The organism is Micromonospora tarensis, from assembly GCF_016803395.1.
GTDB classification, from domain to species: Bacteria; Actinomycetota; Actinomycetes; order Mycobacteriales; family Micromonosporaceae; genus Micromonospora; species Micromonospora tarensis.
This window is the reverse complement of the sequence record NZ_JAEVHL010000004.1, coordinates 38,363-60,090: the sequence shown is the minus strand read 5'-3', so window position 1 is coordinate 60,090 and position 21,728 is coordinate 38,363. Positions and strand designations below refer to the sequence as shown.

At 70.5% G+C, this 21,728-nt stretch carries 22 protein-coding genes and 3 pseudogenes; 11 read left to right on the top strand and 14 right to left on the bottom strand.

What is annotated here, in order from left to right:
* Positions 1 to 11: 11 nt before the first annotated feature.
* The 10 genes and pseudogenes from JM949_RS40150 to JM949_RS01905 all read left to right on the top strand — a co-directional run.
* A pseudogene (locus JM949_RS40150) lies at positions 12 to 1,484 on the top strand (condensation domain-containing protein); the annotation flags it as partial.
* Positions 1,464 to 2,825: pseudogene (locus tag JM949_RS40145) on the top strand (amino acid adenylation domain-containing protein); the annotation flags it as partial. The pseudogenes JM949_RS40150 and JM949_RS40145, both read left to right, overlap by 21 nt.
* Positions 2,802 to 3,155: an AMP-binding enzyme gene (locus tag JM949_RS40140; protein ID WP_456320229.1), complete on the top strand. Its 354-nt coding sequence runs from the start codon at positions 2,802 to 2,804 to the stop codon at positions 3,153 to 3,155. The pseudogene JM949_RS40145 and the gene JM949_RS40140, both read left to right, overlap by 24 nt.
* A gap of 17 nt (positions 3,156 to 3,172) precedes the next feature.
* Positions 3,173 to 4,651, top strand: a complete 1,479-nt coding sequence (locus JM949_RS01935; protein ID WP_203146735.1) for a phosphopantetheine-binding protein — start codon at positions 3,173 to 3,175, stop codon at positions 4,649 to 4,651.
* 6 nt (positions 4,652 to 4,657) lie between these two features.
* Positions 4,658 to 5,458, top strand: a complete 801-nt coding sequence (locus JM949_RS01930; protein ID WP_203146734.1) for a thioesterase II family protein — start codon at positions 4,658 to 4,660, stop codon at positions 5,456 to 5,458.
* Between the two features lie 17 nt (positions 5,459 to 5,475).
* Complete coding sequence (locus JM949_RS01925) at positions 5,476 to 6,615, top strand: acyl-CoA dehydrogenase family protein (RefSeq protein WP_203146733.1); 1,140 nt, start codon at positions 5,476 to 5,478, stop codon at positions 6,613 to 6,615.
* Between the two features lie 11 nt (positions 6,616 to 6,626).
* Positions 6,627 to 7,808, top strand: coding sequence for an acyl-CoA dehydrogenase family protein (locus JM949_RS01920; protein WP_203146732.1), 1,182 nt, complete (start codon positions 6,627 to 6,629; stop codon positions 7,806 to 7,808).
* A complete protein-coding gene (locus JM949_RS01915) occupies positions 7,805 to 9,178 on the top strand; it encodes an AMP-binding protein (protein WP_203146731.1) in 1,374 nt (457 codons plus the stop codon). Before JM949_RS01920 ends, JM949_RS01915 begins: the two co-directional genes overlap by 4 nt.
* Positions 9,175 to 9,516 (top strand): hypothetical protein, encoded by a 342-nt coding sequence (locus JM949_RS01910; protein ID WP_203146762.1) that lies wholly within the window; start codon positions 9,175 to 9,177, stop codon positions 9,514 to 9,516. The genes JM949_RS01915 and JM949_RS01910 overlap by 4 nt, the downstream gene beginning before the upstream one ends.
* Positions 9,500 to 9,730 (top strand): acyl carrier protein, encoded by a 231-nt coding sequence (locus JM949_RS01905; protein WP_203146730.1) that lies wholly within the window; start codon positions 9,500 to 9,502, stop codon positions 9,728 to 9,730. The genes JM949_RS01910 and JM949_RS01905 overlap by 17 nt, the downstream gene beginning before the upstream one ends.
* A gap of 10 nt (positions 9,731 to 9,740) precedes the next feature.
* On the opposite strand, the gene JM949_RS01900 is transcribed toward JM949_RS01905, so the two are convergent.
* Positions 9,741 to 10,601: a hypothetical protein gene (locus tag JM949_RS01900; protein WP_203146729.1), complete on the bottom strand. Its 861-nt coding sequence runs from the start codon at positions 10,599 to 10,601 to the stop codon at positions 9,741 to 9,743.
* Positions 10,602 to 10,787: 186 nt separating this feature from the next.
* Here JM949_RS01900 and JM949_RS01895 point away from each other — a divergent pair, with 186 nt between their 5' ends.
* The gene (locus JM949_RS01895; RefSeq protein WP_203146728.1) at positions 10,788 to 11,288 is read left to right on the top strand and encodes a site-specific integrase; all 501 of its coding nucleotides are present in this window, start codon (positions 10,788 to 10,790) and stop codon (positions 11,286 to 11,288) included.
* A gap of 24 nt (positions 11,289 to 11,312) precedes the next feature.
* On the opposite strand, the gene JM949_RS01890 is transcribed toward JM949_RS01895, so the two are convergent.
* The 13 genes and pseudogenes from JM949_RS01890 to JM949_RS01835 all read right to left on the bottom strand — a co-directional run bounded on the left by JM949_RS01890 (position 11,313) and on the right by JM949_RS01835 (position 21,700).
* Positions 11,313 to 12,407 (bottom strand): thioester reductase domain-containing protein, encoded by a 1,095-nt coding sequence (locus JM949_RS01890; RefSeq protein ID WP_203146727.1) that lies wholly within the window; start codon positions 12,405 to 12,407, stop codon positions 11,313 to 11,315.
* 13 nt (positions 12,408 to 12,420) lie between these two features.
* Positions 12,421 to 12,654 (bottom strand): ferredoxin, encoded by a 234-nt coding sequence (locus JM949_RS01885; RefSeq protein ID WP_203146726.1) that lies wholly within the window; start codon positions 12,652 to 12,654, stop codon positions 12,421 to 12,423.
* Positions 12,655 to 12,685: 31 nt separating this feature from the next.
* Complete coding sequence (locus JM949_RS01880; RefSeq protein ID WP_203146725.1) at positions 12,686 to 12,949, bottom strand: phosphopantetheine-binding protein; 264 nt, start codon at positions 12,947 to 12,949, stop codon at positions 12,686 to 12,688.
* A gap of 54 nt (positions 12,950 to 13,003) precedes the next feature.
* Positions 13,004 to 13,963 (bottom strand): alpha/beta hydrolase, encoded by a 960-nt coding sequence (locus JM949_RS01875; protein ID WP_203146724.1) that lies wholly within the window; start codon positions 13,961 to 13,963, stop codon positions 13,004 to 13,006.
* On the bottom strand, positions 13,956 to 14,726 hold the full coding sequence (locus JM949_RS01870; protein ID WP_203146723.1) for a hypothetical protein: 771 nt from the start codon (positions 14,724 to 14,726) through the stop codon (positions 13,956 to 13,958). Before JM949_RS01870 ends, JM949_RS01875 begins: the two co-directional genes overlap by 8 nt.
* Before the next feature lie 33 nt (positions 14,727 to 14,759).
* Positions 14,760 to 15,548, bottom strand: coding sequence for an HpcH/HpaI aldolase family protein (locus JM949_RS01865; RefSeq protein WP_203146722.1), 789 nt, complete (start codon positions 15,546 to 15,548; stop codon positions 14,760 to 14,762).
* Positions 15,545 to 16,330, bottom strand: coding sequence for a hypothetical protein (locus JM949_RS01860; protein WP_203146721.1), 786 nt, complete (start codon positions 16,328 to 16,330; stop codon positions 15,545 to 15,547). Before JM949_RS01860 ends, JM949_RS01865 begins: the two co-directional genes overlap by 4 nt.
* 67 nt (positions 16,331 to 16,397) lie before the next feature.
* The gene (locus tag JM949_RS01855) at positions 16,398 to 17,906 is read right to left on the bottom strand and encodes a class I adenylate-forming enzyme family protein (protein WP_203146720.1); all 1,509 of its coding nucleotides are present in this window, start codon (positions 17,904 to 17,906) and stop codon (positions 16,398 to 16,400) included.
* Positions 17,903 to 18,340, bottom strand: a complete 438-nt coding sequence (locus JM949_RS01850) for a GNAT family N-acetyltransferase (RefSeq protein ID WP_203146719.1) — start codon at positions 18,338 to 18,340, stop codon at positions 17,903 to 17,905. Before JM949_RS01850 ends, JM949_RS01855 begins: the two co-directional genes overlap by 4 nt.
* 70 nt (positions 18,341 to 18,410) lie before the next feature.
* Positions 18,411 to 19,136: an NAD(P)-dependent oxidoreductase gene (locus tag JM949_RS38380; protein WP_203146718.1), complete on the bottom strand. Its 726-nt coding sequence runs from the start codon at positions 19,134 to 19,136 to the stop codon at positions 18,411 to 18,413.
* Between the two features lie 35 nt (positions 19,137 to 19,171).
* Positions 19,172 to 19,261 (bottom strand): annotated as a pseudogene (locus JM949_RS39505) (NAD(P)-binding domain-containing protein); the annotation flags it as partial.
* A 94-nt stretch (positions 19,262 to 19,355) separates the two neighbouring features.
* Complete coding sequence (locus JM949_RS01840; RefSeq protein WP_203146717.1) at positions 19,356 to 20,621, bottom strand: cytochrome P450; 1,266 nt, start codon at positions 20,619 to 20,621, stop codon at positions 19,356 to 19,358.
* Positions 20,618 to 21,700: an aminomethyltransferase family protein gene (locus JM949_RS01835; protein WP_255545481.1), complete on the bottom strand. Its 1,083-nt coding sequence runs from the start codon at positions 21,698 to 21,700 to the stop codon at positions 20,618 to 20,620. Before JM949_RS01835 ends, JM949_RS01840 begins: the two co-directional genes overlap by 4 nt.
* Between the last annotated feature and the right edge of the window lie 28 nt (positions 21,701 to 21,728).

The following is a 21,728-nucleotide window of genomic DNA, read 5'->3' as shown; positions in this document are numbered from 1 at the left end:
AGGAGTATGCGATGGGAACCGTGCAGGAACTGGCCGCGGATCTCTCCCGGCGAGGCGTGATGCTCTGGGCCGACGGGGACGAACTCCGCGTCCGCGCCCCCAGGAACGCCCTCACCGACGAACTGCGCGCCGCGCTCAAGGAGAACAAGGCCGAACTGCTCACCCTGGTCCGGGAGCGCGCCGCGGACCGCCCGACGGCCATCCCGAAGATCGTCCCGGCGCCGGAGAAGCTGTACGAACCGTTTCCGCTCACCGACATGCAGCAGGCCATCTGGGCCGGTGGACGCGACGCGTTCGAGATCGGCAACCTGGCCGGCAACGGCTACATCGAGATCGACACCGTCGGACTCGACCTGGACCACTTCACCGAGTCCTGGCGGCACCTGATCCGCCGGCACGCGATGCTGCGCGCCATCGTGCTTCCCGACGGGCAGAACCAGATCCTGCCGGAGGTACCCGAATACGACATAGAGGTGCTCGACCTGCGCGGCCGACCGGCCGCCGAGGTGACCGAACGGCTCGAGACGTTCCGCCGCGAGATGCCGGGCGAGATGTTCGTCCGGGACCAGTGGCCGCTGTTCCGGATCCGGGCGACCCTGTTGGACGACGACCGCACGCGACTGCACTACGGCTTCAGCCTGCTGGTCTCGGACTCGCTGAGCCTGATGCAGATCCTGCGGGAACTCTCACAGCTCAACGTGGGCGAGGAACTTCCGCCGATCGAGCTGAGCACCCGCGACTACGTGGTGGCCAAGGCGGCGTTGACGGGGTCGCCCATCTATGAGCGGGCCCTCGACTACTGGCGACGGCGACTGCCGACGCTTCCCCCACCGCCCGAGCTGCCCATCCAGGTGGCCCGCACCGGAGCACCGGTGTCGAAGGCGTTGACCGCCCGGATCCTGGAACCGGAGCCGTGGAACCGGTTCAAGGCGCGGGTGCAGGAGGCCGGCCTGATGCCCGGCGCCGCGCTGCTGACCGCGTTCTGCGACGTTGCCGCGCTGTGGAGCAAGACCGAGGAATTCAGCATCAACGCGCCGTTCTGGGACCGGCTGCCGGTACATGACGACGTCAACTCGATCATCGGCAGCTTCGCCCTGCCGAACCACCTGCGCGTCCTCCCGTCGGGCGGGGCCACCTTCCTCGAACGCGCCCGGCGTCTCCAGGCGCAGCTCATCGAGGACCTCCAGCACTGCCGCTACGTCAGCGGGGTCCAGGTGATGCGCGAACTGGCGAAGGCGTACGGCGGTGCCCCGCGCCGCAACACCTACGTCGTGTTCAACAGCGTCGAGATGAGCAGCGTCGACATGTCGGGGCTCGGCGAACTCGGTTACAGCGTCAGCCAGACCCCCCAGGTCTACCTGGAGGTACGCAGCGCCGTGCGGCAGGGCGGACTCGAGTTCACCTGGGACGTCCTGGACTCGGTCTTCCCACCCGGTCTCGCCGAGGACATGCTTGACGCCTTCGTGCGGCACGTACGCCGGCTCGCCGAGGAACCGGGCGGCTGGGAGGAGCGCGGCCGACGGCACATCGTGCCCGTGGCGCACCGGGCGTTGCAGGCCGAGGCGAACGACACCGCCACGCCGGTGCCCGCCGGACTGCTGCACGAGCCGTTCGAGGCGCAGGCGGCCGAGCGGCCGGACGAGCCGGCCCTCGTGTCGACGGCCAGGACGATCACCTACCGGGAACTCGACCGGCACGCCACCCGCCTCGCCCGCTGGCTACGCGACCAGGGTGCACGTCCCAACACCCTGGTAGCCGTCGTGATGGACAAGGGCTGGGCGCAGCTACCCGCGGTGCTCGGGGTGCTCAAGTCCGGGGCGGCGTACCTGCCACTGGACGCCTCGCTGCCACGCGAGCGGCTGCACCGCATCCTCAGGGCCGCCGGCGTGCGGATCGTGCTCACCCAGGAGGGCGTCGACCGGCGCCTCGACTGGCCCGACGACATCCGCCGCCTGGCCGTGGACACCCGGCTGCTGAAGGAGGTTTCCGAAGCGCCCCTCGCACCCGTCCAACGCCCGGAGGACCTGGCGTACGTCATCTACACCTCGGGCTCCACTGGCGTGCCGAAGGGCGTGATGATCTCCCACCGGAGCGCCCTCAACACGATCACCGATATCAACCAGCGGTTCCAGGTCGGCCCGGACGACGCCGTGTTCGGCCTCTCCTCGCTCGGCTTCGACCTCTCGGTCTACGACGTGTTCGGCACGCTCGCCGCCGGCGCGCGGCTCGTACTGCCCGACGACTCCGGGCTGCGCGACCCGGCGCACTGGCTCGACATGATGCGGCAGGGACGCGTCACGGTCTGGAACTCCGTCCCCGGCTTCATGAGCCTGCTGGTCCAGTACGCCGAGAACGTCGGGCTGGACATCCCCGGCTCGCTCCGGCTGGCGCTGCTCAGCGGGGACTGGATCCCGGTCACCCTGCCGGACCGGCTGCGCCGGCTGGTGCCCGACGTGAAGGTGATCAGCCTCGGCGGCGCGACCGAGGCCTCGATCTGGTCGATCGGGTACGAGATCGGTGCCGTGGACCCGGCCTGGACCAGCATCCCGTACGGCAAGCCGCTGGCCAACCAGCAGGTCCACGTCTTCGACCGGGATCTCGACGTACGTCCGATCTGGGTCCCGGGCGACCTCTACATCGGCGGCACCGGCGTGGCCGACGGCTACTGGCACGACAAGGAGGCGACGGACGCCGCCTTCATCACCCACCCAGGGACCGGCGAGCGCCTGTACCGCACCGGGGACATCGGACGGCGACTTCCCGACGGCAGCATCGAAATTCTCGGTAGGGAGGACTTCCAAGTGAAAATCGGCGGCTACCGGATCGAACTCGGCGAGATCGAGAGCGTCATCCACGAGCACGAGGCGGTACGCGAAGCGGTCGTGCTGGCCGTGGACGACCACAGCGACAGCAAGCGCCTGGTGGCGTACGTGGTCACGGCCGGCGACAAGCGGCCGGAGACGGGCGAACTGCGGACCTTCATCCGGGACAAGCTGCCCGAGTACATGGTTCCCAAGACGGTGATCCTGCGCGACGACCTGCCGCTCACCGCGAACGGCAAGATCGACCGCAAGGCCCTGGCCGAGTCGAACATTCCCGAGCTCGACGCCGCCCGCGGGCCGTCGCGCCCCGCACTCCGCTGGAGGAGCAGCTGAGTCAGCACTGGTGCGACGTGCTCGGACTCGACCGGGTGGGCGTCCACGACAACTTCTTCGACCTCAGCGACGACTCGCTGCAGGCGGTGAACCTCGTGTCGAAGATCTCCGGCACGGTCGGCAAGCAGCTCGGGGTCCGGTACCTGTTCGCCCACCCCACGATCGCCGACCTGTCGGCCGCGCTCACCAAGGGCGACGACACGGGCCAGGACGAGCAGACCGACGAGGGTGAGAAGGCCGCCGAGGTCATCGAGGGCAGCGTCACCACCGAGCGGCGCGACCTGCTGACGCTCTACGTGACCGGCAAGATCCCGCAGGTGGACGGCGCCGGCGTGCTGGCCACGCCGGCGGGCCTGTTCGAACGGGCGGGCATCGAGCCCGGCGACGTCGCGCACCGGCTGATGGAGCTGGACGCCCCGCACCTGTGCGGCATCATCGACACCAACCTGGGCCGCATCGCCACGATCATGATCCCGCGCCTCGACACCGCCGAGCTGTACCTCAACCAGGAGCGACTGGTCGAGACGATCATGAGTGGGGTCGAGATGGGCACCCGGCTCGGCGCGAAGAACATCTCGCTGAGCGGACTGCTGGTGACGGCGACCAACTACGCTCGCGGGGTCGCCGAGGCCGTCGAGGGCCGCCAGGACCTTCCGCCGGTCACCAGCGGCCACGACACCACCTCCGCTGCCGTCGTGCTCAACGTGGAGCGGATGCTGCAGATGACCGGGCGCAGCATGGAGAACGAGGTGCTGGGCATCCTCGGCGTCGGCTCGGTGGGTAAGGCGTCCATGCACCTGCTGCTGAGCACCCTGCCGCACCCCCGCAAGCTCGTCCTCTGCGACCCGTACGCCGCGACGGGGGACAGCCCCCGCGGCCCCGCGGCCGGGATCCCGAGCCGGCTCCGCAAGGCCGCCGACGAGGTACGCGACGTGCTCGGCTACCAGGGCGAGATCGAGATCATCGGCGGCACCTCGTCGCTGCCGGACAAGTTCTACGAGGCGACCGTGATCAGCGCGGACACCAACGCCCCCGACATCGTCGACATCGGCAAGCTCAGGCCCGGCACCATGCTGGTCGACGACTCGATCCCGCCCTGCTACGACCGGGACGTGGCGATGGCCCGGATCCAGGAGAAGGCGGACCTGCTGTTCGGCCAGGGCGACGTGATCGAGTGCGCCACCCCGATGCGGAAGATCTTCGGTTGGCCGCCGCTCATGTACGACCTGGCCGGCGAGGAGGGCGTGGAGTGGTTCGCCGCCAACACGCCGGACGCCTACAGCATCACCCAGATCACCAGCTCGGTGTTGTCCAACGTACTCGTCGCCCAGGAGGGCATCGGGCCGGTGACCGGACCGTCCGACCCGCAGCGGGCCCAGCGCCACCTGGAGGTCCTGCGCAGCAACGGCTACGTGGGCGGCCCTCCGCAGTGCGACGGGGTGCTGATCCCCGAGGAGGCCCTTGCCCGCTTCGTCGAGCAGTTCGGCGAGGCATAGGGTCCCATGCCGGAGACACCGGAACGGAATCCGCATCGCCAGCGCTGGATCCAGTACCCACGTCCGAAACCGGATGCCGGCCTGCGACTGGTCTGCCTGCCCTATTCCGGCGGGAGGGCGTCGGTCTTCCGGCGGCTGGCGGCGGATCTCCCCGGCGACGTCGAGGTGTGCGCCATCGAGCTGCCCGGGCATGGCCGCCGGCTCGGGGAGACACCGATGACCCGCCTGGAGCCGCTCGTCGACCAGCTCACCGACGTCATCGCCGAGCGGGTTCCCCGACCGTTCGTCCTGCTCGGCTACAGCGTGGGCGCGTTGATCGGCTTCGAGACCGGGCGCGAGTTCGCCCGGCGGGGATGGCCCGGGCCGACGGCTCTGTTCGCCGCCGCGGCCCGGGCTCCGCACCTGCGGTCGGAGCGGACCCCGCTGCACGAGCTGTCCCGGGCCGAGCTGGTCGACGGGCTGCACCGGCTGGCCGGCCGGCACAACGACCTGCTCGACGACGAGGAACTGGTCGATGTGATGCTCCCCGTCCTCCGGGCGGATCTGGGCCTGGACGAGACCTACGCACACGAGCGGGGCAGCCCACTCGACTGCCCGATCGCGGCCTTCGGCGGCAGCGAGGACTGGACGGTGCCGTTACCCGCGCTGGAGGCCTGGGGCGAGCAGACGACGGCTGAGTTCTCGGCCACCACCCTGCCCGGTGGCCACTTCTTCCTCGACTCGTCGCCGGGCCTGTTCGCCGAAGCCGTGTCCGCCGAACTCAAGCGCCTGGAGGGGGCGCTCCGAGACGACGACGGGACACTCTGAGAGAAGGGGTCGCCATCATGGGTGACGGGCACGCGTCGATGTCGGACGACCAGCTGGCCTCGTTGCGCGCGGGCCTGGAGGAGGACATCCGGCCGCTCGGCGACCGCCACGGCGACGACCGGCTGCCACTGGACCGGCTGCCGGAAATCGTCAAGACGCTGCGCGGGCACGGCTATCCGATGGAGGACACCCAGGACGAGGTGGCGGCGGCGCTGGCCAGTGAGGAACTGGCCCGGGTGTTCCCCTCGCTCGAGGGCTGCCTGATGATCTCGTACGCCTGCGCCCGGTACATCGCCGCGGCGGGCCCGGCCGAGCTGCGGGACCGGGCCGTGCCGGCGCTGCTGCGCGGCGAGGGCATCGGCTGCCTGGCTTCCACCGAGCCCGACCACGGCTCGAACAACGCGGCGCTGGAGACCCGGGCGGTCCCCGACGGCGACGACTACGTCATCAACGGGCAGAAACGCTGGATCTCCAACGCCGACATCTCCGACTACGCGATCGTGCTGTGCCGGGTCGCCGGCGCGGACGGATCGGAGGAGATCAGGCCGATCATCGTCGAACGCGCCCGGTCGCCCTACCGAACCAGGGACCTGCCCAAACTCGGGCTCACCGCGTTCGTGACCTCGGAGATGGTCTTCGAGGACTGCCGCGTGCCACGGGAGAACTGCATCGGCCCGGCCGGCTCCCCGGGAAACCTGCAACTCATCTTCCGGACGATGCAGTGGGCGCGTTGCCGGATTGCCGTCGTCTCGCTCGGGATCGCCCGCGCTGCGCTGGAGGCCTCGGTGTCCTACGCCCGACGACGCCGCCAGTTCGGCCGACGGATCGGGGAGTTCCAGCTCATCCAGGACAAGATCTTCCACATGTCCGCCGAGATCGACGCCTCCCGCCTGCTCATCCACCGCGCGCTGACCTCGGTGCAGCAGGGTCACCGGTCCGACCGGGAGGCGTCGATGGCCAAGGCGTACGCCACCGAGATGGCGGTGCGGGTCACGTCGGAGGCGATCCAGATCCACGGCGCCAACGGACTGTCGCCGGACTACCCGCTCGAACGCTACTTCCGCGACGCCCGGGCGCTGACGATCGCGGAGGGGACGACCGAGATACACAAGCTGGTGGTGGCCCGGTCCGTGCTGGGGCTCGCCGCATTCCAATAGGGGGCGCTGTCATGGAAACCTTGTTCTTGGACGAAGAGGAAGCACTGCGCGGCACCGTCCGCAAATGGGCGGACGAGCGACTGCGGCCGCAGGTGGAGCGGATGGACCGTGAGGCCCGGATGCCCCGCGAGCTGATCGACGAACTCTTCGCACTGGGCCTGATGGGCATCCAGATCCCGGACCGCTTCGGCGGCGGCGGCGGCTCAACCTTCATGAGCGCCCTGACCATCGCCGAGCTCGCCCGGGTCGATCCCGCGGTGGCGGTCTGCGTCGACGTACAGAACGTGCTCGTCAACACCGCCCTCATCAGGTGGGGCAGCTCCGCCCAGCAGGAGCGCCACCTGCCCCGGCTGGCCCGTGACGTCGTCGGCGGCTACGCGCTGACCGAACCGGAATCCGGCAGCGACGCGTTCGCGCTGCGGTCGCGGGCCCGCCGCGACGGCACAGACTACGTGCTGGAAGGGCGGAAGATCTGGACCACCAACGCCCGCGAGGCCGGCCTCTTCGTCGTCTTCGCCAACGCCGCCCCCGAGCACGGCGTCTACGGCATAACGGCCTTCCTGGTGCCGAGTGACACACCAGGGCTGGTCGTCGGACCGAACGAGGAGAAGCTGGGGATCAGGGCGAGCTCGACCTGTGAACTGCACTTCGACGGCGTACGCGTTCCCCGGGACCACCGGCTGGGGGAGGAGGGCGACGGCTACGACATCGCCATCGACACCCTCAACATCGGCCGGATCGGTATCGGCGCGCAGATGGTGGGCCTGGCCACCGGCGCCCTCGACGCGGCCGTGGCGTACGCCGAGGAGCGCGAACAGTTCGGCCAACCCATCGCCACCTTCCAGGGCGTGCAGCTTCCGCTCGCCCAGGTGGCCACCGAGATCGAAGCGGCGCGGCTGCTCGTGTACGACGTGGCCCGGCTCGCCGACCGGGGCGGTCACGCGCCCGAACTGCTGTCGCGCTGCGCCATGGCGAAGTATCTGGCCTCCCAGGTGGCCACCCGGGCGGCGTCGCAGGCCGTACAGACCTTCGGCGGCAACGGCTTCAGCACCGCGTACCCGGTCGAGAAGTTCTATCGGGACGCCGTGATCGGCCAGATCTACGAGGGCACGTCGAACATCCTGCTGCGTACCATCGCCAGCCAGATGTTCGAGACGGGACGCCGCCGCGGCGCCGGAGGGAGCAAGCGGTGAGGGTCCGGTCGGAGACCGCCTGGACCACGGCCGTCCGGCAGCGCGCCGAGTCGCATCCCGAGCAGGTGGCGATGACGTTCGTCGACTACTCGACCGAGCCGTGGGGACGAGCCCGGAACCTGACCTACGGGGAGTTGGACGCGCGGGTCCGCGCCGTCGGCGAGCGCCTGCGGCAGGTCGCCCGGCCCGGTGACCGGGCCGCGATCCTCTGCCCGACCGGCGTGGACTTCGTCGTCGGCTTCGTCGCCTGCCTCTACGCCGGGGTGATCGCGGTACCGCTGTCCGCGCCCGGCCCCTATCGCCACAACGACCGGATAGCGCTGGCCATGGACGACTGCGGGTGCGCGGTGGCGCTCGCACCGCGGTCGTTCCACGAGACCACGGTACGGATCATCCACCCCGACGACATCGAGCCCGACCCGTCGATCCAGTGGACCCCGGCCCCGTGCGAGCCGGCGGAGACCGCGTATCTCCAGTACACCTCCGGCTCCACACGGCACCCCGCGGGCGTCCGGGTCACCCACCGGAACATGGCCGCGGTGGTGGGTCAGAGCCGCACCAGTCTCCGCTTCGACGAGCACTCCACGATCGTGAGCTGGAGCCCGCTCTTCCACGACCTGGGCCTGGTGTTCGGGGTGATCCTGCCGCTGGCGACCGGGGTTCCGGTGCTGCACATGAGCCCGCTGGCCTTCGTCCGGGAGCCGCTGCGCTGGCTGCGGCTGCTCAGCGACCGGCGCGCCACCCACATGCTCTGCCCCAACTTCGGCTTCGACATGTGCGTCGACCGGGTCCCCGCGGCGCAGCGCGCCGGACTGGACCTGTCCCCGCTGGTCTACGCCGGCAACGGCGCCGAGCCCGTGCGGGCCCGCTCGCTGGCCCGCTTCACCGAAGCCTTCGCACCGTACGGATTCCGACCCGCCGCCCACACCCCTGTCTACGGCCTCGCGGAGGCGACGTTCGTGGTGACCACCGTTCCTCTCGACCAGGAGCCCCCGGTCCGCTCGTTCGACCGTGCCGACCTCCACGCCGGGCGGGTCCGGCGGATCGGGGACGCGACCCGCGCGGGGTCGCCATGGTGGGCTGCGGGCTCCCCGTCGACCAGGAGGTACGGATCGTGGATCTGGCGACCGGACTGCCCGCGGGGCCGGAGGACGTCGGCGAGATCTGGGTACGCGGCGCCAACGTCTGTGCCGGCTACTGGTCGGACGACCGGCCGGAGGTCTTCGGTGCCGCCCTCGACGGCGAGGACGGCTGGCTGCGTACCGGCGATCTCGGCTTCTTCCACGGGAATTGCCTGTTCGTCGCCGGCCGGCTCAAGGACCTCATCATCATCGACGGCCGTAACCACCACCCGAGCGACATTGAGTTGACAGTCGAGGAACAGGTGCCCGCCGTCCGGACCGGCAACGTCGTCGCGTTCGGTGTCAACGTCGACGAGCGGGAGCGGGTCGTCGTCGTCGCCGAGATCCGGCCGGAGGCGGCCACTGACCTCCGCGGACTGCGCGCCGCGGTGCGCCGCGTCGTCGCGGCACAGCACGACATCCACGTGCACGACGTCGTCTTCCTGCGCCGCGGCACCATGCCCAAGACGACGAGCGGAAAACTCCAGCGCCGCACCTGTCGGGACCGGTACCACAGCGGCGCACTGATCGTCGTCGACGACGAATCCGATCTCGTGGAAGGACGCCGCCGTGAACGAGGAGCTTAGAAGCATCCTGCTCGACGATCTGGGGCTGGAGGAGGCCGCCGTGCACCCCGAGCTCAGCCTCGAGGACGCGGGTTTCGACTCGATCACGCTCGTGGAGCTGTCCGTGATCCTCCTCGACCGGTTCGGGCTGGAGATCAGCGAGGACGAACTCCAGGACGCCGGCACCGTCCGCGACATCGACCGACTGATCGAACGGCGACGCGACCACGGCTGAGCCGCACCGCTCAGCGTTCGACGATGACGACCTCGTACTCGTCGGCCGTCGGCGGGTCTCCGGTCTCCGCCGTGTCCGACTTCGCGTTGAGCACCGCCAGGCAGTCGTCGAAGAGGGCGGCGGTCGCCGGGAACTGGAAGGCGTCGTGGGTGATGACCGCCTCGACCACCCCACTGGACAGGTCGGGGCTCAGCCGCACCCGGGACACCTGGTGGATCCGGTTCTGCACCACCCACAGGTGGTTGCCCTCCAGCACCAGGCCATCAGCCACGGGCACATCGACGCCTTCGATCAGCCGGCTGGCACCGGTCGCCGGGTCGACGGTGTAGAGCCGGCCGTTCGACGTGTGCGACATGATCAACGGCTCTCCGGCCTCGGCCGCGATGATCCCGTTCAGGTTGAACTCGCCAGTGATCTCCGCCGCCGGTCCGGTCACCGGGATCGTGCTGGCCGGTCCGAGCTCGCCGGCCGGGCCGATCGGCACGAAATAGATGACGGCGCTGGAGGAGTCGCTGAAATAGGCACCCCGCTCGGCGACGAAGACCTTGTTGACGACCGTGGTGGCCAGATCGCCCACGGTACCGAGCTGGTAGGTGGCAACCGTCGCACCGGTATCCAGGTCGTAGACGTACGCCCACCCCAGAGCGCCGCCGACGAACAGCAACCCGTGCCGAAGATCGGCCCACATCCCCATCGACAGCCGCCCGGCCGGGACCTCGATGAACAACTCGGCGGTACGGCGCCGAAGATCTCCCCGGTAGATGTGGCCGAGGAACAGATCACCGCAGTAGAAGGTGTCACCGGCTCCGCTGGCTATCCCCTGGGCCGACCTGGCCCCGGGGAGCACGATGACGTCAGTGGCCGGCGCCACGGCCCCCGGCTCGTTCCGCAATGCCATGACGCTCGCCCCGTTCGTCTGATCCGGAAACCGCAGTGAGAACAAATGTCGCGAACGCCTGCGGTTCGGCCAAGCCCTCTCGGTGTGGACGATGTAGCGCGCCAAGGTGCGCACGGCGGTGTGTCCTCAACGGGGCCGCACACTGCCTACATTGCCTCTATGCCGTCCCCCACCCACCAGCAGGCCGCGGCCATCGTCACGGAGGCGTCGAACGACCCCGGCTGGGGACTGTTCGTCTGGCTCGCCCTCACCACCGGAGCCGGCCCCGCGCAGCTGTGCGACCTGCGCTGGACCCATGTCGACCTTGACGCCGGTACGCTCACGATCCGGCGGCACCCGGTCGCGCTCGACCCACGCACCGTCCCGCTGCTGCGCGCCTACCTGGCCCACTGCGCCGCACAAGCCGCCATCCTCGGCATCGACCGGCATCCTGAGGCGTACGTCTTCTCGCCCTTCCCGGACGGCGGTACGGCCACCGAGCCGGCGGCGGTCACCGACCGGTACGCCCGTACCTGCGCGAGCCTCGGCTGGATCCACCGGCTCGACGAGCTGCCGCACTACTCGGTGACCGACCTCGTTGCCGCGGGAGTTGACATCCGCGCCTTCACCTGGCGACTGCAACGCGGCCTCTCCCGCATCCAGCGGCGGCCGAGAGCCTGAGCACCGTGCCGGCGTTGCTGGTCCTCACGGCAGCGGCGTGGGGAGCCTGCCGGTGGCCTGCCAGGCCGCTATCGTCCCGTCGAGCAGGCTTTCCGCGGGCGGCAGCCCCGGAAACCGCCCGCCCAGCGTCCGCCGCGCGTTGATCGGGCCGGGCAGGCTCCGGTCGTCGAGCGTGAGTTCGGTCGGCGGTAGCGCACTGGCCAGCCTCGCCACGTCGGGATCCTCGCCGCTGTGCGCGATGGCCAGCGCCCGCCACTGCGGGTAGGGCAGTTCGGTCAGGGGGTGACCGGCGCGGCGCAGGGCCGCCACCACGCCGGTCCAGGGCAGTGTCTCGGCCGAGATCAGGTGGTACGCGCGCCCATGGCTCACCGGCGCCCCGGACAGCGCCACGATGAGTTCGCTGACCCAGTCGACCGGACTGAGTCGTACCCGGGTCCGCAGGATGGGCGCCGCCGTCAGCCGCACACAACTACGGACCAGCATCTCCAGCAGGTCGTCCGGGTTGCCTCGGGCGGTGCGGGAATCCGCGGTGACCCGGCCGGGCCGGAAGATGACCGCGCCCAGCCGACCCTCCTGGTGGGCGACGCTGACCAGCCGGTCCGCCGACCACTTGCTCTGCGCGTACCCGCCGGACACCGGGGCGAGCAGCTCGAACGGTTCGGTCGCGACGCCCCGGGCCACCGCGGCGAGGCTGCCCACGTAGCCGAACGAGGCCGGGAGCGCCGCCGCGAGGTCGAGCAGATCCTCGGTGGCCCGGACGTTCGTGTCGTACAGCGGCTCGTAGGGCAGCGTCATGTTCACCCGGGCACCGCAGTGGACGACGTGGCTGACACCCCGACCCAGAGACCGGAAGTCCGCCTCCGACAGCCCCAAGCGGCTCCTCGACAGGTCGCCCGGGACCACCTCGATCCGGGACCACTCGTCGACCTGGTCGCCCAGGGCGGCCCGTAGCCGGCCGACCCGGTCGCCGTCCGTCTCCCCCCGGACGACGCAGCGGATCGAGTGGCCCTGGCGGAGCAGCCGCGCCACGATCGCCGAGCCGAGGAACCCGGTTGCTCCCGTGACCAGCGACAGTGGCGGGGCGGGGCTCACCGGCGCCCGCCAGCGGCGATCGGCCACCGGCGACCCACGGCTAGCCGACCAGGTGGATGCAGCTGGCCGGGCAGGCGCGCGCGCAGTCCTCGGCGAGGCCCACCAGGTGATCGGGCACCTCGGCCTGGCTCGCCTCGCCGCCGGGCTGGTCGAGGACCTCGTCACCCTCGCGCACGTAGGCGAGGAAGTCGCCGCCCACCGCGAACAGTTCGGGAGCCTCCTCCTCGCACAGGCCGCTGTTCTGGCACTTCGACTGGTCGATCCACATCCGCATTGGCTGTCTCCTCTGGAAATCGTGCGGTCAACTACTGTGCGACGCCGGACGGCTCGTAGCCGCCGGTGAACCGGTACGCCCGGCGGAGCGTGGCGATCTCATCCATGTCGAGTTGGTCCAGGTCGATGTCGCTGCCGCGCTGCTGCTCGAGGAAGTCGAGGAAGGCGAGCGTCCCGAGCGAGTCGAGCACGTTGCTGTCGAACAGGTGGGTGTCGGCCTCCACCTCGGAGGTGTCCGCGCCGATCTCGTCGAGGAACTGGAGCGCGGCCGTTATGAACTCAGCTTCGGAGGACACGTCTCTTCCTTCGGGTCGGGTCGCCGACGTCTCGACGACATACGAGCTGGGGTCTCATCTCAGGGCATCCCGCAGGACCTCGTTGTGCTCGCGGCGGGCCCGTAGCGACACGGGCGCGGCCGCCAGGGTGTCGAAGCCGTGGAAGGTGCCGGGGAACTGGTGCAGCTCGGTCGGGACGCCGGCGGCGGTGAGCCGTTGGGCGTACTCGACGCCCTCGTCGCGCAGCGGGTCGTACTCGACGGCCATGACGTACGCCGGGGGGAGCCCGGCAAGGTCGGTGGCCCGGGCCGGAGCGGCCTCGGCGGAGACCTGGCGTCGTTGCCCGACCGGCCCGAGATAGTGGTGCCACATGTGCCGGCAGTTCGCGAGGTTCCAGGCGGGAGTGTCGGTGCAGGCGAGCATCGAGGGCGTCCGTAGCCGATCGTCCAGGACCGGATACAGGAGCAGTTGCAGCCTCGGCGGGGGCAGCCCCGCGTCGCGGGCCCGAAGGCAGAGCGCGGCGGCGAGGGCACCCCCGGCGCTGGACCCGGCCACGGCGATCCTGGCCGGATCGATCCCCGACGCCTCCCCTCGGCACAGCCACTCGTAGACCAGCAGGCAGTCGTCCAGGGCCGCGGGATAGGGGTGCTCGGGCGCGAGCCGGTAGTCGACGGACACCACCGCCACCCGCGCCTCGCGGCACATCTCCAGGCAGCGGGGATGCTCGAAGTCGAGATCACCGGAGATGAAGGCGCCGCCGTGCATGAACATCACCACCGGATGCGGTGCCTGCCCGGCCGTCGGCAGATAGATCCGTACGCCCACGTCGTACCCGGGGCCGCCCGGTATGCGCAGGTCCCGGACGTTCACCTCGGCGTCCTCGCCGGCCCACAGGCCCGCTGCCCTGGCCACCCGGATCCGGCGGGCTGACTCTCGGCGTACCGACAGCGGATCCGCGTGGTCCACCAGGCGGTAGAGCCGCGCGGCTCGGCGGAGGTCAGGGTGAAGGCCCTCGGTGAGCGTGGCGTTAGTCATCCGCTCGTCCTTCCGCGAGCCCGGCCGAAGGACCGTCCCGGCCGTCGTCTGGTGTCTCGGCACCGGCGCGGTCCCGGAACCTCAGCGTCAGCAACCTGGCGCCCGCCGGCCCCGCTGTCCCGGTGAACCCGGGCTCGCCGGCCGGCTGCCACCCGACCGACTCCGGCCCGTACGAGCCGTCCCGCCACCGGAGGGTGCCCTCGACGACGAAGACGAACTGCCCTACCGGACCGCTGGCGGGAACTGACACCGTCGCGTCGGCACCCGCGTTGATCTCGGCGATGCCGAGGTGGCCGTCGTCGTCGAGCAGCGGCGAGTACACCGCCTGCCCCAGCGCCACGCGGGCGGTCGGCTCGAGCCGACGGGACAGGCTTCGACCGCCGCGTTCCCGCCGCCGCTCCCGCGCCTCGGGCATGTACTCGGTGACGTCGGTCGGCGTCGCCCGCAGCGTGAAGTAGCGCAGCGGCGGATCTCCGCCGACCAGTGGCCCATAGACGGTGTAGGCGTCGGCATAGTGCACTTCCAGCGCGCTGACCGGCCGCCGGCCGAACAGCGATCCCTCGGCGCCGAGCAGGATCTGGAACTGGTCGGTGGGGTGGAAGTGGGCGCGAGTGACGTAGTTCTTCTGCTCCACCAGGTATGCCTGGGCACCGCCGGCCGCAGCGGCGCCGCCGAAGTAGTCGACGACCTTCCTGATCTTTCCTTCGGAGATGACCCGCCTCGACTTCGCCTGCTCGCGATCGACCATCTGGACCTGACTCACCACACCCTCCTTGCGCGTTGGTTCGCCGCCGCCCTACCTGCGCAGCATGTTCACGGTCGACGCCGCGGACTGCACGAAGAAGCCGACCTCGTTGCCGACGCAGATGAACCGGAAGCCCTCCTTGGCGTACGTCCGGGCCAGCTTCGGGCTCTGCGCGAAGATGCCAGCGGTCTTGCCCGCGGCCTCGCAGGCCGCCAGGACGGCCTGGCGTGCCGAATCGAAGGCCGGCCCGGTGGGATCGCCCGGTTGGCCGAGATCCATCGCGAGATCGCCGGCGCCAATGAACAGCATGTCGACGCCGACGGTCTGGGCGATCTTGTCGACGTTGCGGAGCGCCTCCCGGCTCTCGATCTGCACGATGCAGAGCACCTCGCGGTTGGCGGATCGAAAGTACTGCTGGGAACCCTGGTAGTAGGCGCTCGCCCGAATCGGGTTGACGCCCCGGTGGCCGTCGGGCGGATATCGGCAGGACTGCGCCGCAAGCTCCGCATCGCCGGCCTGCTCGACCTTCGGCACCATCACGCCCGCCACGCCGAGGTCGAGTGCGTACTCGATCTGGTGCCGGTCGAGGCTCGGCACCCGGATCAGGGCGGCCGCCTCCGTGCCGGTCAACGCCTGCGCCTGGTGCAGCGCGTCGACCTTGGTCATCGCCGCCGCCTCCATGTCGATGATGGCCCAGTCGGCGCCGGTGTACGCCGCCGCCTCCGCCAGCGTGGCGTTTCCGCTGACCAGGAAGAGCCCGTAGGTCGGGCCGGCGGCCATCTTGGACCGCAGGCGGTTGCCGAACCTCAGCAGCGGGGAGTTGTCAGCGGTGTCGGTCATCCGAGCTTCTCCTTCACGGCGTCCCGGTGCACGCAGAGCAGTTCGATCGGGGCGCCCCCCGGCGACTCGATCAACGCCATCCGCAACCGTCTGCCATTGATCTCCGTGACGATGGGGGCCGCCCGGAGCTTCGCGCCGGCGGCGAGGGCACGCTCGCAGTCGCTCTCGATCGCCGTGCTGTAGACGCCGATCGAGGGAAAGCCGAGGTCGTTCATCGAGTACGGCGATGTGTCGTCAGCCCCGCGGGTCAACACCAGCTCGCATCGGGGCTGTGGACGGGGCGAGGGAATCGACCCCCACGCCGCGTCGGCTCGTACCCCACGCCAGGTGGCCTTCGCGAACGCCGACCAGAAGTCGACCTCGGCGGGTACGTCGCCGACGGGGCAGAGTAGGCCGCCGAGTCCCGCACCGGCGGACCGCGACGCGTCGAACCACGCCTCGCCGCCGCCGGCCGCCGGCAGGGACACGCACGTGGGCGTCCGCAGCAGCCCCGCGAGCCGGAGCACGTCGGCGGCGGCCGAGCTGCCCGCCAGCACTGTGGCGTCGGCGGGCGGCGGAGCCTGGAAGACGGCTCGGTAGGCACTCGGCCGACCGGTGTCGCGGCGGTGCCGCACGACCTCCAGCCGTAACCCGTCGGCGGCGGCGAGCACGGCCAGCGGCAGCCGGTGGGCGTGCCCTTCGATGCCCTCGAAGGCCGCCGGCAGAGCCACCTCGTCGACGAAGTCGAGCTGGAAGCCCAGCTCGGCGGCGAGCGCGAGACCGCGGCTCAGCTCGGCCTCCATCGTCAGATGTGTGACGCGAAGTATCATCGCTCTCCATCAGGGCGGCGTGGCTCGGGTGCGAACGTGGTCAGCTCCGGCTGCCGGCACCGGCCCAGGAGCCGCGCAGGCTGCGTGGCACATTGGGCAGTGCGTCCCAGCGCGCGATGACCGCCGGGCGGTCCAGCTTGTCCTGGCCACCTCGGGGTAGCGGTTCGGAGGTCAGGACGAGTCGACACGGCGCGCGTTGCACACCGAGCTCCTCCCGTAGCCAGGCCGTCAGCTCGCTGGCGGTGGCCGTGCCGGCGTCGCTGAGTCGTACGAGACATCCGATGTCCTCCGTGCTGTCCGCGAGCCGTACCCCGACCGCAGCGGCCTCCAGGACGTCCGGGTGGGCGCAGATGGCCTCCTCCACCTCGTTCAGGTAGATCGCGTAGCTGCCCTTCATCACGGCGTCCTTGCTCCGTCCGACCAGGTGGTAGAACCCGTCGGCGTCGCGGTGGGCGATGTCGCCGGTCCGCAGCCACCCCTGCACCAGCGTTTCGGCCGTCGCGCTCGGATTCCGGTAGTAGCCCTGGAAGATCTGGTCCCCGGTCAGCTCGATCTCGCCGGTGCCCGGGCCGGTCACGACCTGGCCGTCGGCGCCGCGCAGCCGCGCCGTCGCCCGTTCCGGTACGCCGATGCTGTTGGTCGCCAGGCCGTCCGGTCCGAGCTGGCCGAAGAAGGCGGCGGACATCGTCTCGGACAACCCGTACGCGTTGAAGAGGGGCACCCCGAAGCGGCGTTGGAACCGGTCCTGGGTGCGCGGCGACAGCGGTGCGCTCCCGGTGAAGCAGAGCGGACCCGGAACGGAGGTGTCCCGGTCGGCGGCGAACCGGTTCACGACCTCGATCAGCTGGGGGACGAGGAACATCTGGTCGATGCCGTGGGACTCCAGCCGGGACCAGTAGTCCCGGGCGGTCGACACGGTCAGCTCGGGCAGCACCACCACGCACGCGCCGAGGACGGCGGCCCAGGTGTGGTGCAGATTGATCACCCCGGAGCCGGACATCCGCATGGAACGGGCGATCCGGGCGGGCGGCTCACCGCGCAGCCGGGTCGACGCCGAGGCGTTGCCCAGGGTGCCCGCGTGGAGTCGCTCGTGGGTGAAGACGATGGCCTTCGGATCGCCCGTGCTGCCCGACGTGTAGCCGATGAAGGCCGCGTCGGCGGGGGGCGGCTCGGTCGATCCCGGCGGGGAGGTGGGCGTCACGGTCAGGGCCGGCTCGATCTCCACCACGAACTCCGGCGTGCTGTGCGCCAGCACCGAACCGGTCAGCCGGGCGCCCCACCTGACGTCCAGCAGCACCGGTGGGCTGTTCAGCTGCCACAGGGCGAGGAGCGTGGGAATGAGGTCCGGGTGATCCGCCAGGACCAGGGCGGACACCCGGTCGCCCCGGGCCCCGCCGCGGACCAGGGCGGTCCGGATCTCTTCGGCGCGGCTCCACAGGTCGCCCCAGGTCAGTGTGACACCGATGTGGGGCTCGCGCTGATAGTTGATGGCTGGCTCACCGGGCCTGCGGCGGGCAAGATCCGCGTGCCGCTCCAGTAGGGCTCTCATGCGCCGTCGACTTCCCAGACGAGGTGGTGCGTGTTGAGGATGAAGCCGTTGCGCAGGTACGCCTTGTGCGCCCGGTGCCGCTGGTAGCCCGTGTCGAGGTGGACCGCCGCGCAGCCCTCGCGACGGGCCTCGTCCTGCACGAACCGGAGGATGGCGGTGCCGAGCCCCGCGCCGTGCTGGTCGGTGAGCGCGGCGAGATCGTCCAGGTAGAGGAACCGTCCCCACGCCATCGAGTGGAGGATGCGGAATCCCCCCACGGCCTGCACCTCGCCCGCACGCTCGATGAAGACGATCCGGTATCCCTCGTCGCGCTGGCGTTTCCACCGATCGACGAAGTCGTCCTCGACGGTGATGTTCTCGCGCAACTCCCGGAACACCGGCCAGCACCGCCGGACGTCGTGTTCGTCCCGCGCTTCCCGCACTTCCCAGGCCATGTGGCTCCTCTGCTCCCAGTCGACGAATTCAGCGGCGGCGCCGGGTGCCGCCGCTGCCCGGTGGACCGCCCTACCAGCCGTACAGTCGCGCCACCGAGCCGAAGTCGACGGCGTCGCCGTACGCGGCCCGGGCCTCGTCCATCCGTTTCGCGGCCGCCTGGCCGACGGGCGTCGGCACGCCGGTGAGCCCGGCGAGGTCGGACGCGTGGCGCAGATCCTTGACCATGTAGCCCAGCTTGAATCCGGCGGCGAAGTCGCCGGCGAGAACCCGGTTGGGGTAGAGGTTCGCCAACTGGGCGTTGGCGCCGCCTCCGCCGGACGTGATCGCCTCTATCGCGAGCCGCACGTCCACGCCCGCCTCGCGCACCATCGCGAGCGCCTCGCCGGAGGCGATGGCGTTGACCGCGACGAGGTAGTTGTTGACGAGCTTCACCACCAGCCCCGCGCCGACCGGCCCGCAGTGACGCAGCTTCGCCGGATCTCCGATCTCGTGCAGCACGGGACGCGCCCGTTCCAGGGCCTCCGCCGACCCGCCGACCCAGATGGCGAGGGTGCCCGTGCGTACGGCCAGCACCCCGCCGCCGGCCGGGCAGTCGAGATAGGCAATGCCGCGCGTCTCGGCCTCCTTCGCCAACTCGCGGGCGACGTCCGGAGAGTGCGTGGTCATCTCCAGGAGCACCGTGCCCGGTCGGGCCGACTCCAGCACGGCCGCGACGACCGAGCGGACCTCGGCGGAGTCCGGCAGGATCGAGCACACCACGTCCGCGTCGGCGGCTGCGGCCCCGGGGTCCGCCACCACGGACCAGGACTCCGGCCGGCGCCCGGATCGCGGGACGCGACCACCACCTGGTGGCCCGCTTCGATGACTCGCTCCACCATGGGTGCGCCCATGAGCCCTGCACCGATGAACGCTACGCGCATCCGATCCACTCCCTCGTCGCTCGTGTGATGACGATCGCGCCGGCGCGGGCCGGACGCTGTGCTGGCTGTGCCACGACGTCGGGGCGGTGCTCAGCTAGCGCCATTCGGCCCGTACCGGTAGGTGTTCGTAGCTGGCCTTCAGGATGTTCGCGCTGGTCTGGGCGGCGCCGTCAGCCGAGAGGCTCTTGGTCGAGGCGAGCAGGGTGGTCAGCACGTGGCGCAGTTCCAGGTGGGCCAGTGCCCGGCCCAGGCACCGATGCGGACCCGCGCCGAAGGCCAGGCTCGTCGTTGGCCGGCCCAGGCGGGCCTCGTCCGGATCGCTGTAGACCCGGTCATCTCGGTTCGCCGAGGCGATCAGCACCATCACCATCGCGCCGTCGGGAATGCGGGTCCGGTCGACGATCTGGTCACCCACCGCGACGCGGAAGGTGGCCCGTACCGGCGACGCCAACCGCATTCCCTCGTCGATGACGTCGGCGAGACGATCCGACGCCGTCCGGTGCAGCAGTGACGAGGACTGGTCGACCAGGAACCTGTCGACGAAGTAGCCAAGGGCGGAGACGATCGTCTCGTAGCCGGCCTGGAACAGTTGCAGGACGGCGAGGATGACCTCCTCGCGCGCCTTCGGCGTGTCGGCCTGCCGCCAGGTCTCGACCAGCGAGTTGGACCTGATCGACGGGTCGGCGGCCGCCCGCCCGAGAAACGACGTCACCGCCCGAAAGGAGGCCAGGTTGCTCCGCATCAGCGGTTTCTCGGCGGCTGCCGTGGACAGCTCGTCGCCCGGGTCGAGGGACCGGAACGTGAGGTCGACCCAGGCGGCCAGCGTGTCGGCGACCTCGTCACTCAGGCCCATGACCCGGCCGATCGCTTTCACCGCCACCGGTTTGGCGAGATCATTCACCACGTCGAACCGGGGGCCACGGCCGGCGAGCTGCGCGACCACCCGCCGTACCTGGTCGCCGACCGTCGCATCGAGCGCGTCGAGCTGTGGCTTGGCGAGGTTTCTGGCCACCATGCGGCGGAGCCGGACGTGTTCGCTTCCGTCGCTGGACGAGACGACGCCGCCGGAGTCGCCGGCGAATCTGAGGTTCAGGCGGCGCGGGGTGGGGTCCCGCGGATCGCTGAGGGAGGAGTCCTTGCCGAACGCGAGTGCGGCGGAGAACGAATCCGGCGCCGAGAGGATGCTCCGCACGTCAGGGTGACGGCCGACCACCCACATGTCGAGCGGCTCCAGGAGCCCGACCGGACAGCGGTCACGCAGGCGGGCGTAGGCGGGATAGGGATCTTTCAGGGTGGCCGGCGACATCGGATCGAAGATGTCGATGGGGGTGACCGGACTGGCCTCGGCGGTGGCAGTCATCGTGCCGCCTCGAACTCGATCGGCGTGGCGACGATCTCGGCGGCCACGCCACCTCGCTGGGTGCGGACGGTCACCTCGCTGCCGGGTGGCTCCTCGGGACGGACGAAGGCGAACCCGATGCCGCGGTGCAGGCGGGGCGAGAAGTTGCCGCTGGTGACCTGCCCGATCCGCTCGTCCCCGGCCAGCACGTCACTGCCGGCGGTGGGCACCTGGCGGGTGCGCATGACGATCGTGCGCAGCAGCCGCTGGGCGCCCCGCTCCCGCCGGGCGAGCAGCGCGCTCCGACCGAGAAAGTCGGTGCCGAAGCTGACCGCCTGGGAACTGCCCGTCTCCAACGGGGTGACCGCCGTGCTCAACTCGAAGCCGTAGCGGGGGATGCCGGACTCGAGCCGGTGTGTCTCCCGCATGCCCAGGCCGGCCGGCGCGACTCCGCGGGCGACGAGCGTGCGGTAGACGGTCCGGGCAACTGGCGGCGTCAGGTGAAGCTCGAAGCCGACCTGGCCGCCGAACCGGGTCGTCGCCACGAGGGCGTCGCCGCCGGCCAGCGTCATTCTTCGTACGCGCAGCGCCGGCATCGTCGCGGCGGGCGGGGCCAGCTCCGCCATCCGTTCCCTCGCCTGCGCCCCCTGCAAGGCCAGGAGCACCCGGTCGGAGGAGACGTCCTCGATGTCGCACGGCGGATGACGGTCGTGCTTCCGAAGCTGCCGGAGAGCCCGCAGGACCGGCTCGGGCCTGTTCGGGGTGAGGTAGAACAGCTCGGTGTCGACGCGCCAGATCATGAGGTCGTCGATGATTCCCGCGTCGACCTCGGAAAGCAGGAAAGTGTACTGACTCCGCCCCACCTCACAGCGTCGCAAATCATTTGTGAACGCGGTCTGTAGGAGGTCGAGAGCGCCGGGTCCGCTGACTCTTATCGAACCGAGATTCGACGCGTCCCAGATAACGGAACTCCGGCGGTGAGCCTGGTACTCCCTGAATACGCCGGAGAACTCGAGCGGCATGATCCAGCCGTCGGTTTCCGTCATCCGGCAGCCCTGCCGAAAATGATCTTCGTGTAGTGGTGAGCGGCGAAGTTCCATCAGGTGGCCCCGGGGCCTGCCTGTCGAC